The following is a 14,294-nucleotide window of genomic DNA, read 5'->3' on the forward strand; positions in this document are numbered from 1 at the left end:
CGCCGGCGGTGAGCCGCGTGCGCGGCACGGCTCCCACACGGCGTACGACGGCGCGGAGCGCCCCCTGCGCCCCGCCTTGCGCGGCGGTCCCCACGCCCGCAGCCTTCCCGGCTGCCCGGGCGGCAAACGCGCTCCGTGCGCGACGTGGGAGTGCCCGGCAGAATGGACGGCATGAGCAACCCCCAGATCCAGGCGCTGACCGCCTCGCAGCTCACCCTCCAGTTCCCGCAGTCGCTCGCGACGTACGACGACTACGCGACCGCCCAGAAGACCGTCGACTTCCTCTCCGACCAGCACTTCCCCGTCGAGAACTGCATGATCGTCGGCACCGACCTCAAGCAGCTCGAGCGGATCACCGGGCGCCTGACGACCGGCAAGGTCGCGCTGGCAGGCGCGTTCTCCGGGCTGTGGCTCGGCCTCTTCATCGGCCTGCTCTTCACCATGTTCACCGACGGCAGCGTGCTCGGGCAGATCCTCGTCACGATGGTCTTCGGCGCGCTCTTCGGCGTGATCTGGGCGCTTGCCGGCTACCTCGCCACGCGGGGGCAGCGGGACTTCTCCTCGGTCACGCGGGTGGTGGCGACGAAGTACGAGGTCCTCGTCGAGCACAAGGTGGCCGCCCAGGCACGCGAGCTCCTCGCCGGTCTTCCCGGCGCGCTGCCCAACCCGTTCGCCTGACGGAGGCGGACGCGGACGCGGACGGGGCGTCCGCGTCCGCCAGCCGGCAGTGGGCTACTTCAGCTCGCGCTTGAGGATCTTGCCCGTGGCCGTCATCGGGAGGGCCGCGGTGATCTCGACGATGCGCGGGTACTTGTAGCCCGCCATGTTCTCCTTCGACCAGGCGACGATCTCCTCGGGCGTGGCGGTGGCGCCGGGCTTGAGCACGACGACCGCCTTGACCTCCTCGCCGTGCGACTCGTGCGGGACGCCGATGACGGCGGCCAGCGAGATCGCCGGGTGGGTGAGGAGGACCTCCTCGATCTCACGCGGGTAGACGTTGAAGCCGCCGCGGATGATCATCTCCTTGGCCCGGTCGACGATGTAGTACCACCCGTCCTCGTCGCGGCGGGCGAGGTCGCCGGTGCGGAACCAGCCGTCCTCGGTGAGCACCTCGGCGGTCGCCTCGGGACGGCCGTAGTAGCCCTTGAAGACGTTGTGGCCCTTGATCGCGATCTCGCCGATCGCCTCGGGCGTCCACGTGATCTCCTCCCAGCTCGCCGGGTCGATCAGCTTGAGCTCGACGCCCGGGATCGCCTCACCGATGGAGCCGGCGCGGACCGGCTTGCCGGCCAGGGAGAAGGCCGCGACGGGCGAGGTCTCCGACAGGCCGTAGCCCTCCTGGATCGTCACCCCGAAGCGCTTCTCGAACTCGTGGTGGATCTCGACCGGCAGCGCGGAGCCGCCCGCGGCCGCGACGCGCAGGTTCTTGGCGATCTCGGCGACGTCGACCGTCTCGTCGAGCGCGCCGAGGAGGCCCCAGTACATCGTCGGGACGCCGGCGAAGAACGTCACCTTCTCGCGCAGCAGCATCGCGATGGCCGCGGGCGCCTCGAAGCGGGGCAGCATCACGACGGTGCCCCCGAAGGCGGCGGCGCCGTTCTGGATGACGGTCTGGCCGAAGGTGTGGAAGAGCGGGAGCACCGCGAGGAAGGTGTCGGGCCGCTCCGCGTCGGCGCCGAAGAGGTCCTTGCCCGCGAGCGCGTTGTCGCGGAGGTTGCGGTGGCGCAGCTCCGCGCCCTTCGGCTGGCCCGTGGTGCCGGAGGTGTAGAGGATGACGACGGTGTCGTCCTCGTCGGTCTCGACGGTCTCGAAGACCGGGGAGCCGCCCGCCCCGGCGACGGCGGCGCCGAACGTCTCGGCGCCCTCGATGGGGCTCGGCGCGGCGGGGTCGACGGTGACGAGGAAGAAGTCCTTGACCGAGTCCGTCTCCTGGAAGGCCTCGAACGCCTCGGCGCCGATGGCCAGCTCGGGGGTGCCCTGGAAGGCGAAGACCGCCTTCACATCGGCGTCGGCGTAGTGGTAGGCGAACTCGCGCGACTTCAGCAGCACGTTGAGCGGCACGACGACGCCGCCCGCCTTCAGGATGCCGTTGTAGATGATGGTGAAGTACGGCAGGTTCGGGCTGATCAGGGCGATCTTGTCGCCCGGCTGGATCCCACGCGAGACCAGCAGGTTGGCGACCTGGTTGGCAGCTCCGTTGACCTGGGCGTAGGTCAGCCGGGTGTCGCCGAGCACGATGGCGGTGCGCTCGGGATACTTCGCTGCGGAGTCCTCGAGGAGCGAGGCGAGGTTGTACGACGGCACGGCGGTGTCCTCCATCACGAGTTGTGGTGCGGGCCACACCCTACCCGGCCTCGTGCGACACGTGTCGCGGATACCTGGTCGCCCCGTCAGAAGGCGGTGCCGGTGAGGCGCTCGAACGCCTCGACGTACTTCTCCCGGGTGCGCGCGACGATCTCCGCCGGCAGGGCGGGCGGCGGGTCGCCGGCCTCGCGGTCCCATCCGGCCTCGGGGCTGAGGAGCCAGCGCCGGATGACGTCCTTGTCGAAGCTGGGGATGGCGGTCCCGGGGGTCCAGGCGGCCATGTCCCAGTAGCGACTGGAGTCGGGGGTGAGCACCTCGTCCGCGAGCACGATCGTCCGCGTGCCCAGGTCGTCCGCCCGGAGGCCGAACTCGAGCTTGGTGTCGGCGAGGATCAGGCCGGCGCCGCGGGCGATCTCGTCGGCGCGCTCGTAGACCTCGAGGGTGAGGCGACGCAGCTCGGCCGCGTCGGTCTCGCCGATCCGGCGGGCGACGTGCTCGTAGGAGACGTTCTCGTCGTGGTCGCCGAGCTCGGCCTTGGTGGCGGGCGTGAAGATCGCGCTCGGGAGACGGGAGCCGTCGACCAGGCCCTCGGGCAGGGCGATGCCGCACACCTCTCCCGTGGCGTCGTACTCGCGCAGGCCCGAGCCGGTGAGGTAGCCGCGGGCGACGCACTCGACGGGGAACATCCGCAGCCGCTGCGCGATCACGGCCCGGCCGCGTACGGCGTCGGGGACCTCGGCCGAGAGGACGTGGGTCGGCACGAGGTCGTCGAGCTGCTCGAACCACCACAGGCTGAGGCGGGTGAGGATCTCGCCCTTGTCGGGGATCGTGGTGTCGAAGACGTGGTCGAAGGCGCTGATCCGGTCGCTGGCGACCATGAGCAGCTCGCCGGCGTACGGGCCCTCGGTGAGCTCGTAGAGGTCGCGCACCTTTCCCGAGTGCAGATGCCGGGCGCCGTCGATCGCGGGAGCTTCGGGGATGTTGAGCACGGCACGAGGGTACCGAGACGTCTCGGTTCACGAGACGAGACATATCTCCATAATATTGATCGACATTATTGCCTGAATCGCTCGACCCTGTGACTCACCGAGGAGCCCACCATGACCGACACCGTCCTCTCCAACTCGCCCGGCGGCAATGCCGGAGCCTCCCGCTCGAAGACCCCGTGGATCGCCGGCGGCGTCGCCGTGGTGCTCATCGCCGCGATCGTGGCCTGGGCGCTCACCCGCGGCGGCGACGGGAGTGACGACGACGCGAAGCTGGTCGTGGCGACCGAAGGCACCTACGCGCCGTTCTCCTACCAGGAGGACGGCAAGCTCACCGGCTATGACATCGACGTCGCCCGGGCCGTGGCGAAGGAGGCCGGACTCACCTTCACCTTCAAGCAGACCCAGTGGGACTCGATCTTCGCCGGCATCGACGCCGGCCGCTTCGACCTGATCGCCAACGAGGTGACGGTCAACGACGACCGCAAGGCGAAGTACCTCCTGTCGACGCCCTACTCGATCTCCACGGGCGTGCTGGTCGTGGCGAAGGACAACACCGACATCACCTCCTTCGACCAGATCGAGGGCAAGACCGCGGCGCAGTCGCTGACCAGCAACTGGGCCGACGAGGCGAAGGCGGCCGGTGCCGAGATCGAGGCGGTCAACGAGTGGGCCCAGGCCGCCGACGACATCGCCACCGGTCGCGTCGACCTGGCCATCAACGACAAGCTGGCGGTGCTCGACTATCTGAAGAAGAACCCCGACGCGAACATCAAGATCGTCGCCACCTCGGACGAGACCCAGCAGCAGGCCTTCCTGCTCAGCAAGGGTCACGAGGCCGACCTGAAGAAGATCGACACGGCGATCGCCGCGCTCCAGGCCGACGGCACGCTGGCGAGGATCGGCGAGAAGTACTTCGGCGAGGACATCTCGAAGTGATCCACCTGGCGATCGCCGGCCTGAGCAGCGAGGCGGAGGTGGAGAGCACGAGCCATCTCCTCCTCCACTCGCTGTGGCCGATCGTCCGCGGTGCTCTCCTCGGGACGATCCCCCTGGCGCTGAGCTCGTTCGTCATCGGGCTGGCGCTCGCCCTGGGAGTCGCGCTGCTGCGGATCTCGCAGCATCGCCTGCTCAACTGGATCGGGCGCACCTACGTCTCGGTCATCCGGGGCACACCGCTGCTGGTGCAGCTGTTCATCATCTTCTACGGTCTGCCGAACGTGGGGCTCACCATCCCGCCGTGGCCGAGCGCCATCGTCGCGTTCTCGCTCAACGTCGGCGGCTATGCCGCCGAGGTGATCCGGGCGGCGATCCTGTCCGTGCCGAAGGGGCAGCGCGAGGCGGCGTACACGATCGGGCTGACCAGCACCCAGACGCTGGTCCGGATCATCCTGCCGCAGGCTCTGCGGGTCGCGGTGCCACCGTTGTCCAACACCTTCATCTCGCTGGTGAAGGACACCTCGCTCGCCGCCGTGGTGCTGGTCACCGAGCTGCTGCGGGAGGCACAGAAGATCGCCTACTCGGAGAACAAGTTCCTGATCCTCTACATCGAGGCGGCCGTCGTCTACTGGGTGCTGTGCACCTTCCTGTCCTTCGGGCAGGAGAAGCTGGAGAGGAGGCTGGAGCGAAGTGTCGCGATCTGACAGCTCCGAGAAGGAGGTCGTCCTCGAGGTCACGGGCCTGCACAAGCGGTTCGGCGACCTCGAGGTGCTCAAGGGCATCGACCTGACCGTGCATCGCGGCGAGGTCGTCGTGCTGCTCGGGCCGTCCGGGTCCGGAAAGACGACCGTGCTGCGGTCGCTCAACGGCCTCGAGACCCCGGACGCCGGCGTGCTGCGGGTGCCGGGCGCCGTGGAGATCGACTTCGCTCACGCGCTGCCGGACCCGGTGCGGTTCCGGCTGCGCGACCAGTCCGCGATGGTCTTCCAGCAGCACCAGCTCTTCGCGCACAAGACCGTGCTGCAGAACGTCGTCGAGGGGCCGGTCCAGGTGCAGAAGGTGCCGCGGGACCAGGCGGTCGCCGAGGCCCGGGCCCTGCTCGCCCGGGTCGGCCTGGCCGCGAAGGAGGACGCCTATCCGCACCAGCTCTCCGGCGGGCAGCAGCAGCGGGTCGGCATCGTCCGAGCGCTGGCGCTCAAGCCGCGGCTGATCCTCTTCGACGAGCCGACCTCGTCCCTGGACCCCGAGCTCGTCGGCGAGGTGCTCGGCGTGATCCGCGGTCTCGCGGCGGAGGGATGGACGATGGTCATCGTCACGCACGAGCTCGGCTTCGCCCGCCAGGTCGCCGACCAGGTGATCTTCTTCGACGGTGGCGTCGTGGTCGAGCAGGGTCCGCCCGAGTCGGTGCTGGACGATCCGCAGCAGCCGCGCACGCGGCAGTTCCTGGAGCGGATGCTCCACCGCTGATCGCGCGCTGTGTGAGTGTCAGGCGGGCCCGGGGCCGGCCTGACACTCACACAGTGGCTCGGAGGGCGTCCATCTGGCGCAGGATCGCGAGGGTCTGCACCGGCGGGACGAGGGGGCTCTCGGTGAGGCCGGCGCGCAGGCACCGGCCCACCTCGACGATCTCGTGGCTGTAGCCCCGGCCGATGACGGGCGTGGCCGGCTCGATCTCGATCGCGGCGCCGTCCAGCGGCGTGAACACGATGCGGGTCGGGTGGTGGAAGTCCGCGACGACGATCCGGCCGGTGTCGGTGGCGATCGTGGCGGACCGGCTCGACACCGACGTCATGCTCGCCGCCATCGTCGCCAGCACGCCCGCGGGGTAGCGGCCGGCGATGACGATGGAGGCGTCGTAGTCGCCGTGCTCGGTGCGCACCACGTCGGCCTCCGCGGTGAGGCTGTGTGCCTCGCCGAGCAGCAGGTGGGCGAAGGTGAGGGGGTAGATCCCCATGTCGAGGAGTGCGCCGGCGCCCAGCCGCGAGTCGAGCATCCGGCTGGTCGGGTCGTCCGGCACCACGAAGCCCAGCTCGGCGTGCAGGTGGCGCGGGCGGCCGAGCTCCCCAGTCGCGAGCCGCTCGCGCAGCGCGTGGATCGCGGGGTGACAGGCGGTCCACATCGCCTCCATGAGGAAGAGGCCGCGCTCGGAGGCGAGCGCGAAGAGCCGCTCGGCGTCGCGCGCGTCCAGCGTGAGGGGCTTCTCGCAGAGCACGTGCTTGCCGGCCTCGAGCGCGAGCCGGGCGTCGTCGAGATGGAGCGCGTGCGGGGTGGCGACGTAGACGACGTCGACGTCCGGGTCGTCGACCAGGTCCGCGTAGGAGCCGTGGGCGCGGACCGGTCCCTCGCCGTCGTACGCCGCCGCGAACCGCTCCGCCGACTCCAGGCTCCGGGAGCCGACCGCGACGAGGCGCGCATCGGGCACCAGGGCGAGGTCGGCGGCGAACTGGCGGGCGATCTTGCCGGTGGCGAGGATGCCCCAGCGGATGGTCGTGCTCATCTCTCGCAGCGTAGCGATGCTCCGCGATCACGGGGCCGGCGGTCGACCTCGCAGCGCGACCGCTGCCGCGATGTGGTCGCGGAGCCACGCGAAGCTCGGCTTCGGCGTGCGCTCCTGGGTGAGCGGGTCGACCGCGACGAGCCCGAAGCGCGGCCCGAACCCCTCGGCCCACTCCCAGTTGTCCAGCAGCGACCAGTGCAGATAGCCGCGGACGTCGGCGCCCGCGGCGATCGCCTCGCGCAGCGCTCCGAGGTGGTCCTCGAGGAAGGCGATGCGGCGCCGGTCGTCCGCGAGCGCGGCGCCGTTCTCGGTGATAATCAGGGGCGGAAGGGCGCCGGGGTAGCGCTCGCGCAGGATGCGGAGCTGGTCGGCCAGCCCACGCGGGACGATCGGCCAGCCGAGATCGGTCACCGGCGCCTCGACGGGGACAAAGGCGAAGGGCAGCGCGTCGCCGACCCCTCCGACGTCGACGCCGTCGATCGTGCTCGTCGCCGCCTCGCTGCCGGGAGCCGCGACCCGGGTCGGGTTGTAGTAGTTGAGTCCGAGGAAGTCGATCGGCTCCGCGACGGCGTCGAGGTCGGTCGTGGGCATGAGCTCGGCGATCTCGGCCGGGTAGCCGCCGAGCAGGATCGGGTCGGCGAAGAGCCGGTGGTTGAGCAGGTCGAAGAGGTCCGCCGCCTGCCGGTCGGCCTCGTCGTCGGTGGCCGCGGTGACCGGGCTGTGGCTGAGCGCGAGGCCGATCGCCGCCGACCCCGCGACGGTCGCGGCACGGATCGCGCGGGTCGCGAGGCCGTGGGCACGGAGCAGCTCGTGGGCCACGGGCAGCGCGTCGAACCCCAGGTGGTGCCCGGGCGCGTGGACCCCGAGGGCGTGGCCGAGCATCGTGACCTCGCGCGGCTCGTTGATCGTGACCCAGTGCGTGACACGGTCGCCGAGGTGGGCGGCCACGGCGCCGGCGTACTCGGCGAAGAGGGAGGCCGTGGCGGAGCTGCGCCAGCCGCCCTCGTCCTCGACGTGCTGCGGGGTGTCCCAGTGGAAGAGCGTCGCCATCGGCGCGACGCCGCGCGCGAGGAGCCCGTCGACCAGGCGGTCGTAGTAGCCCAGGCCGCTCGCCTCGACCCGCGGCCACGAGACGGAGAAGCGGTACGCCGTCGCGCCGAGGTCGCCCAGCAGCGCGAGGTCGTCCTCGATCCGGGTGACCGAGTCGCAGGCGATCGCCGGGGTGCTGCCGTCCGCGATCGCGCCGGGTCGGGCCGCGAAGGTGTCCCACACGCTCGGCTCCCGGCCACGCACGCCCTCGACCTGGAGGGCTGAGGTCGCGACACCCCAGAGGAATCCGTCGGGATAGTCGGCCACGTCGCCACGGTAGTGGGAGGGTGTGGGCCATGGCGCCGGTGACTCGGGGATGGATGTCGCTGTTCACGCTGGCGTGGCTGGGCATCTGGCTCGCGTGGCTGGTGCCCATCCAGCTGGCGCTGCCCGAGCAGCTCGAGCACGTCGACCCGGGGCACTCGGTCCGCGACTTCGGGATCGTCAACGGCGCTGTGGGAATCGTGGCGATCGTCTCCCTGCCCGTCGTCGGCGCGCTGTGCGACCGGACCCGCTCCCGCTTCGGGCGGCGCCGGGTCTGGGTCGTCATCGGGCTGGCGGTCTTCGCCGGCGGGATCGCGCTGGCCGGGCTGATGCCGACGTGGTGGCTGATCGGCACGGCGTGGGTGGTCGGGTCGGTGGGCTACAACATCCTCTCGGCCGCGCTGGCCGCCGTGGTGGCCGATCAGGTGCCCGAGCGCCAGCGCGGCCTCGCGTCGGCGGCGATGTACGGGCCCCAGGCCGTCGGGATCCTCGTGGGCATCCTGGCGGTGACCGGGCTCTCCGACCTCGGGCGCTATCTCGCGATCGCCCTGGCGCTGGTGGTGTGCGTGATCCCGTGGCTGGTGCGCCAGCGTGACGTCGTACCGGCGTCGGGGGCGCCGTCGGTGGCGATCGGGGACGTCTTCCGGACGATGCTGGTGGACCCTCGGGAGGACCCGGACTTCGCGTGGGGCTTCGCCGGGCGGCTGCTGGTGAACCTCGGCAACGCGCTCGGCACGACGCAGCTGCTCTTCTTCCTCCGCGACGGCCTCGAGGTGGAGGACCCGGACGGCACGCTGCTCTCGGTGCTGCTCGTCTACCTCGTCTTCACGCTCGTCGCGACGTGGATGGCGGGCGTGCTGTCGGACCGCTCCGGTCGGCGGCGGGTCTTCGTCGCCTGGGCGGCCGGGCTGTCGGCCTCGAGCGGCGCGCTGCTCGCCGTGGCGCCCTCGCTCGAGACGACGTACGTCGCCGCCGGACTCGCCGGGGCCGGCTACGGCGCCTACATGGCCGTCGATCAGGCGCTCATCACCGCCGTCCTGCCGTCGGGTGAGGACCGCGCGAAGGACCTCGGCATCATGAACATCGGCTCCGCCGGCCCGCAGGCGTTCGGCGCGCTCCTCGCCGCGGGCCTGATCTCCTGGACCGGCGGCTTCTCCCTGCTCTTCTGGACCTCGGCCGTCGTCGCCGTCGTCGGGACGTGGATGGTCTACCGGATCAAGACCGTCCTCTGACGAGTGGGGGCTCCCCGCCCGCCGAGTGGGGGCTCCCCGCCCACCGAGTGGGGGCTCCCCGCTCAAGCCGGCTTGACGTCCAGCACGACCTCGAACTCGAGCAGGTCGGCGCCCGTCGAGACGGGCTGGCGCGGCGCCTCGCCCTCGGGCGTCGCGTGGGCCGCCCGCGCGGAGCCGTCGCGCCAGGCGGCGAAGGCCTCCTCCGACTCCCACTGCGTGACGACGAAGTAGCGCTCCTCCCCCGCCGTCGGCCGCAGGAGCTGGAAGCCCAGGAAGCCCGGCTGCCCCTCGACGGTGCCGGCCCGCGCGGCGAAGCGCTTCTCGAGCTCGGGGCCGGCCTGGGCGGGAACCTGGATCGCGTTGATCTTGACGACAGCCATGCCAGCGAGACTAGCGACCCTGGTAGGTCGGGTCGTCGCAGCCCAGTCCCTGGTCGTAGGACTCCTGGGGCTGCAGGTCCCCGGCGGCGATCTGGTCGGACATCTCCCACACCACCTCCGGCCAGTCGCCCTCCTCGTTCATGTCGTTCAGCACCTTCCAGTCATGGCTGGACTCGAGCGCGTCGACGGCCTGCTGCCTGGTGGTCGCATCGCCGGAGCGATAGACGGCGACCCACGAGCAGAACACCTGGCTCGTGACCTTCGCCCCGAACTGGTAGGCGTCGTCGACACCGCCGACCGGGTGGTAGCGGAAGCCGGGTGGCACCGGGATGTCGGCGAGGACCTTCTGCGCGGCCGCGCCCTCCGTGCCGGGCACCACGACGCTGGCGGGCATCGCCGCGAGGAACTCCTGGACGCTCACCTCGCGGAGCCGGGCGGTGAGCGCGAGATACGCCTTGCGGCTCATCCCCTGCCCGCGCAGCTCCACGAAGCTGCGGCCGTCGGGCCCGAGCATGGTGGCGTGGTCGTGGCCGCCGTAGGTGAAGAGCGTCGCCGCCCGACCGAAGAGAGAGGTCGGCTCGTGTCCGATGTCGGAGGCGTCGTTGCGGTCGTGGAAGTAGTCGTCGTACGAGTCGGCCGCGCGCCAGTTGATCTCGAGGTCCTGATCGCCGTCGACGAAATCGAGCGTCCCCTCGGCCTCGCCGAAGCCGTAGACCGACGCGATCGTCCAACCGTCGGCGTCGAGCAGGATCCGCGGCATCCGCTCGGCCATCGAGACGAGCTTGGCGGGATAGCCGCCGACCAGTCCGTCACCGCCGTCGCGCTGGACCACGACGGTGATGCCGACGGCCGCCACCACCGCAGCGGCGACGCCGGCGAGCGAGGCACGGAGGATCCGGTGGCGACGGAGCGGGGTGGCGGGGCGGGGGCGGACGTCGTACGGCGTCGCGAGGAGCTCCGCGAGAAGCTCGTCCTTGGCCTCGGCCAGCGGGAGACGGGCGACGTCGGTGTCGGTGTAGGTCATGAGGGGCTCCCTTCGGTGGCGGCGGTCGCGGCACTGCGTCTGTCGGAGGCCTGTCCGGCGGGCGGATCGTCGCCGAGCTGCGCGCGGAGGCGGCCCCGGGCGCGGGAGAGCCGGGTACGCGCGGCGCCCTCGGCGATGCCGAGGACGGCGGCGATCTCGCGGGGCTCGAGGCCCTCCCAGAGCGAGAGCTCGAGCACCTCGCGGTCAGCCTCGCCGAGCGCGCGGAGGGCGCGCAGGATGTCGGTCGTGGTGGCGACCCGCTCGGCGTGGTCGGGGATCGCGGCGGTCAGGTCCTGCCGCAGCCGGGTGCCGAGCCGGTCGCGCCGGATCGTGCTGCGCCGACGGTTGGCGAGCGTGTGCCGTGCGACGCCGAAGAGCCACAGCCGGGCGTCGGCGTCGGGCACCTCGTCGAGCCGGCGCCACGCCGTCAGGAACGTCTCGCTGACGACGTCGGCCGCGTCCTCCGGGGTCGCGGAGCGCCGCAGCGCGAAGCCCAGCAGGCCGTCGAAGTTCGCGTCGTAGAGGGCACGGAAGCGGGTCTCTCGCATGCCTCCACCTGTCCGGGCCGGGCGTGATCGTTACGGGCCGAGCTCCGCCTACCGCAGCAGCGGTACGACGTGGAGCGCTGTCATGGGGGCGGTGCGGGGGTCGGTGGCCAGCTCGTCGAGCGTCGCCCAGCGGGCCTCGGCGATCTCGGCGGCCGGCCGCGGCGCATCTCCGTCGAGGACGTCGGGCCAGGTGAAGACCGTGCTGCGCAGCAGGTGACCGGGCTCGTTGGCCGCCTCCGACTCGAAGGCGCCGAGCAGCGCGAGCCGCTCGGCGGCGAGCACGAGGCCGAGCTCCTCGGCGATCTCCCTCACCGCGGTGTCGGCCGGCGCCTCGCCCGGCTCGGGCTTGCCGCCCGGCAGCATGAACCGGTCAGTGCCGTGCTTGCGGACCGACAGCACCCGGCCCCGGCGGTCGCGGAGCACGACGGCGGCGACGGTGATGACCAATCCCCCACTCGGCATCAGGAGAGCCCCCATTCGGCGTGAGGAAGGCCCCCACTCGGCGGAGGGGAGGCCCCATTCGGCGGGGAGAGTCTCTCAGGCGGACTCGGACTCCAGCACCGCCGGGGTGACCCGCGCCCGCCAGGCGTCGGCGCAGAAGAGGCCGATCTCCCGCAGCGCCGCACGGGTCTCCGGCACCCAGTGGGCGGCCTGGAACACGTGCACGTCGAGGTTCCACAGCGAGAGCGTGCAGTCGGCGCCGGCCTCGGCCAGCTCGTCGGCGAAGCGCTCGATCTGGGGGCGCAGCGACTCCCGCGTGGCCGCCTGGATGAGGATCGGGGGCAGGGCCCGCGAGATGAGGTCCGAGGGCCGGGCGTGCGTCGTGTCGCGCTCGTGCGCGGCCGCGATGCGGAAGAGCGCGGACACGGCGTTGCGCGTGAAGACCGCGCAGCGCGCGTACTCGATCCGCGGGAGGACGTGCTGGATCTGGCACAGCGGCGAGAGCCCGACGGCGCCTGCCGGCATCGGCAGCCCCGCGTCGGCGGCCGCGGCCAGCGTCGCGAAGGTCAGGAACCCGCCGGCCGAGTCGCCCATCAGGACCACGTCGTCCGCGCCGCCGTCCCGGACCACCGCGCGGTAGACGTCGAAGCAGTCCCGGACCGACTGCGACACCGGATGTGCGGGCATCTTGCGGTAGCTCACCGCGAGGATCCGCGAGGAGGTCGCGTGCGCGATGTGCGACAGCAGCGCGCGATGGAGGAACCACCCGCCCACGAAGAACGCGCCGCCCGGGAAGTAGAGGATCCGCCGGTCGTCGGCGGCCTCGGCGGGCGTGACCTCGAGGATCCGGACGCCGGCGACGGTCCTGGTGGCGAAGGTGGTCCCCCGGCGCGGACGGGCCCAGCGGCCCGCGTGGTCGATCAGCTCGTAGGGCCACGGCAGGTTGGGCGCGAGCGTCCACGCCTTGATCAGGGGCCGGACCGTCACGCCGAGCGTTCCGCCGAGCAGGCGGGCGCGGCAACTGGGCGAGCGCCGGCGCGGGCGCCCCGGCGCGGCGGAGAAGGACAGCGACACGCCTGCGACTTTACGTTGGCTGGTGCCATGATGTGTGCGAAATCACAGAGCTGGGTACGACGGACGCAAGCGCCCCACAGGCGCGCGACGACGGTGGATGAATGGGGCAAACCTGTGGCGCGACTGATCGACCCGAACTCGGTGGTCTTCCTCGTGAGCGAGAGCAAGAGCCAGCCGATGCACGTAGCCGGCCTGCAGCTCTTCGAGTCGCCCGACGGCGCCGGGCCGGAGTACGTCCGGGAGCTCTTCGAGTCGATCCTCTCCATCGAGCGGCTGGCGCCGCTCTTCCTGCGCAAGCCCACCCGCGTCGGCGGCGTCGGGCCGTGGGCCTGGGAGCAGGAGGACCAGGTCGAGCAGTTCGACATCGAGCACCACGTCCGGCACAGCGCGCTCCCGCAGCCGGGCCGGATCCGCGAGCTGCTCGCGCTGACCTCGCGGCTGCACGGCACCGCGCTCACCCGCGACCGCCCGCTGTGGGAGATCACGCTGATCGAGGGGCTCGCCGACGGCCGGTTCGCGATGTACAGCAAGATCCACCACGCCCTGGCCGACGGCATCTCCGCGATGCGGCTGCTCCAGGGCTACATGACGAGCGACCCCGACCGCCGGGACATGCCGTTCGTGCTCGCCGAGCGCGAGGCGAAGCCGAAGGAGCCCGGCAGCGTCGTCGCCACGGTCTCGACGTCGGCCGCCCGCTCGGCGCTCGCCCTGACCGCCGAGGCGGCCGGACTGCCGGGGGCCCTCATCCGCACGCTGTCGCGCAGCATCCGCGACCAGGCCGCGCCGGTCGCGCTGAACTCGCCCCGCTCGGTGCTCAACGTGCCGATCAGCGGAGCCCGCCGGTTCGCGGCCGACTCGTGGCCGATGGAGCGCCTCCGCGCCGTGGCCGACGCCAGCGGCACCACGCTCAACGACGTGGTGCTCACCCTGTGCGGTGGCGCCCTGCGGGCCTACCTCCTCGACCTGGACGCCCTCCCCGACCGCTCGCTGGTCGCGATGGTCCCCGTCTCGCTCGCCTCGCGCAACGCGTCGCAGCAGGGCGGCAACGCGATCGGCACGGTGATGGCCAAGCTCGGGACCGACATCGCCGACCCCGCCGAGCGCCTCCAGCGGGTCAGCGAGTCGATGATCGCCGGCAAGGAGGCGCTCGCCACGATGACGCCGGCCCAGATCCTCGCGATGAGCGGCATCGGCATGCTCCCCGCGCTGCTGCTGCCGATCCTGCGCGCCGAGGGCATCGCCCGGCCGCCGTTCAACCTGATCATCTCCAACGTGCCCGGGCCCAAGGAGGTGCAGTACTACAACGGCGCCAGGATGACCGACACCTATCCGGTCTCGATCGCGATGAACGGCGTCGCGCTCAACATCACCTGCAACAGCTACGCGGACAAGATGGGCTTCGGCCTGATCGGGTGCCGGCGTACGGTGCCTCACCTGCAGCACCTCCTGCGCCACCTCGACGAGGCGCTCGCCGAGCTGGAGAACGCTGCCGGGGTCGGCTGACGGAGCGGTCCGC

15 protein-coding genes are annotated in these 14,294 nt (G+C 71.7%); 6 read left to right on the forward strand and 9 right to left on the reverse strand.

Going from position 1 to position 14,294, the window contains the following annotated elements:
- The first annotated feature begins 171 nt into the window (after nucleotides 1-171).
- On the forward strand, nucleotides 172-678 hold the full coding sequence (locus QM572_RS02045) for a general stress protein (RefSeq protein WP_415089497.1): 507 nt from the start codon (nucleotides 172-174) through the stop codon (nucleotides 676-678).
- Nucleotides 679-732: 54 nt separating this feature from the next.
- On the opposite strand, the gene QM572_RS02050 is transcribed toward QM572_RS02045, so the two are convergent.
- The gene (locus tag QM572_RS02050) at nucleotides 733-2,319 is read right to left on the reverse strand and encodes a long-chain-fatty-acid--CoA ligase (protein ID WP_415089499.1); all 1,587 of its coding nucleotides are present in this window, start codon (nucleotides 2,317-2,319) and stop codon (nucleotides 733-735) included.
- 71 nt (nucleotides 2,320-2,390) lie between these two features.
- Complete coding sequence (locus QM572_RS02055; RefSeq protein WP_415089501.1) at nucleotides 2,391-3,293, reverse strand: phosphoribosylaminoimidazolesuccinocarboxamide synthase; 903 nt, start codon at nucleotides 3,291-3,293, stop codon at nucleotides 2,391-2,393.
- A 111-nt stretch (nucleotides 3,294-3,404) separates the two neighbouring features.
- Here QM572_RS02055 and QM572_RS02060 point away from each other — a divergent pair, with 111 nt between their 5' ends.
- From QM572_RS02060 to QM572_RS02070, 3 genes are read left to right on the forward strand one after another with little or no spacing between them, the layout of a single operon-like run.
- Nucleotides 3,405-4,229, forward strand: a complete 825-nt coding sequence (locus QM572_RS02060; RefSeq protein ID WP_415089503.1) for a transporter substrate-binding domain-containing protein — start codon at nucleotides 3,405-3,407, stop codon at nucleotides 4,227-4,229.
- Nucleotides 4,226-4,933, forward strand: coding sequence for an amino acid ABC transporter permease (locus tag QM572_RS02065; RefSeq protein WP_415089505.1), 708 nt, complete (start codon nucleotides 4,226-4,228; stop codon nucleotides 4,931-4,933). The genes QM572_RS02060 and QM572_RS02065 overlap by 4 nt, the downstream gene beginning before the upstream one ends.
- The gene (locus QM572_RS02070) at nucleotides 4,920-5,696 is read left to right on the forward strand and encodes an amino acid ABC transporter ATP-binding protein (RefSeq protein ID WP_415089507.1); all 777 of its coding nucleotides are present in this window, start codon (nucleotides 4,920-4,922) and stop codon (nucleotides 5,694-5,696) included. The genes QM572_RS02065 and QM572_RS02070 overlap by 14 nt, the downstream gene beginning before the upstream one ends.
- A 46-nt stretch (nucleotides 5,697-5,742) precedes the next feature.
- Here the strand turns inward: QM572_RS02070 and QM572_RS02075 are convergent, their stop codons facing one another.
- Complete coding sequence (locus tag QM572_RS02075) at nucleotides 5,743-6,726, reverse strand: Gfo/Idh/MocA family protein (protein WP_415089510.1); 984 nt, start codon at nucleotides 6,724-6,726, stop codon at nucleotides 5,743-5,745.
- A gap of 27 nt (nucleotides 6,727-6,753) precedes the next feature.
- On the reverse strand, nucleotides 6,754-8,082 hold the full coding sequence (locus tag QM572_RS02080) for a glycoside hydrolase family 1 protein (RefSeq protein WP_415089513.1): 1,329 nt from the start codon (nucleotides 8,080-8,082) through the stop codon (nucleotides 6,754-6,756).
- A gap of 29 nt (nucleotides 8,083-8,111) precedes the next feature.
- Between QM572_RS02080 and QM572_RS02085 the strand changes: the two genes are divergently transcribed.
- The gene (locus tag QM572_RS02085) at nucleotides 8,112-9,311 is read left to right on the forward strand and encodes an MFS transporter (RefSeq protein ID WP_415089515.1); all 1,200 of its coding nucleotides are present in this window, start codon (nucleotides 8,112-8,114) and stop codon (nucleotides 9,309-9,311) included.
- A gap of 62 nt (nucleotides 9,312-9,373) precedes the next feature.
- On the opposite strand, the gene QM572_RS02090 is transcribed toward QM572_RS02085, so the two are convergent.
- The 5 genes from QM572_RS02090 to QM572_RS02110 form a co-directional block, all read right to left on the reverse strand.
- Nucleotides 9,374-9,691 (reverse strand): antibiotic biosynthesis monooxygenase family protein, encoded by a 318-nt coding sequence (locus QM572_RS02090; RefSeq protein ID WP_415089517.1) that lies wholly within the window; start codon nucleotides 9,689-9,691, stop codon nucleotides 9,374-9,376.
- A 10-nt stretch (nucleotides 9,692-9,701) separates the two neighbouring features.
- Complete coding sequence (locus QM572_RS02095) at nucleotides 9,702-10,715, reverse strand: hypothetical protein (RefSeq protein WP_415089519.1); 1,014 nt, start codon at nucleotides 10,713-10,715, stop codon at nucleotides 9,702-9,704.
- On the reverse strand, nucleotides 10,712-11,263 hold the full coding sequence (locus tag QM572_RS02100) for an RNA polymerase sigma factor (RefSeq protein ID WP_415089521.1): 552 nt from the start codon (nucleotides 11,261-11,263) through the stop codon (nucleotides 10,712-10,714). The genes QM572_RS02095 and QM572_RS02100 overlap by 4 nt, the downstream gene beginning before the upstream one ends.
- Before the next feature lie 48 nt (nucleotides 11,264-11,311).
- Nucleotides 11,312-11,725: an NUDIX hydrolase gene (locus tag QM572_RS02105; RefSeq protein ID WP_415089523.1), complete on the reverse strand. Its 414-nt coding sequence runs from the start codon at nucleotides 11,723-11,725 to the stop codon at nucleotides 11,312-11,314.
- A gap of 75 nt (nucleotides 11,726-11,800) precedes the next feature.
- Nucleotides 11,801-12,778, reverse strand: coding sequence for an alpha/beta hydrolase fold domain-containing protein (locus QM572_RS02110; protein WP_415089525.1), 978 nt, complete (start codon nucleotides 12,776-12,778; stop codon nucleotides 11,801-11,803).
- Nucleotides 12,779-12,892: 114 nt separating this feature from the next.
- Here QM572_RS02110 and QM572_RS02115 point away from each other — a divergent pair, with 114 nt between their 5' ends.
- Nucleotides 12,893-14,281, forward strand: a complete 1,389-nt coding sequence (locus QM572_RS02115; protein ID WP_415089527.1) for a WS/DGAT/MGAT family O-acyltransferase — start codon at nucleotides 12,893-12,895, stop codon at nucleotides 14,279-14,281.
- Nucleotides 14,282-14,294: the final 13 nt, after the last annotated feature.

Source organism: Nocardioides sp., from assembly GCF_047607365.1.
Taxonomy (GTDB): Bacteria; Actinomycetota; Actinomycetes; order Propionibacteriales; family Nocardioidaceae; genus Nocardioides.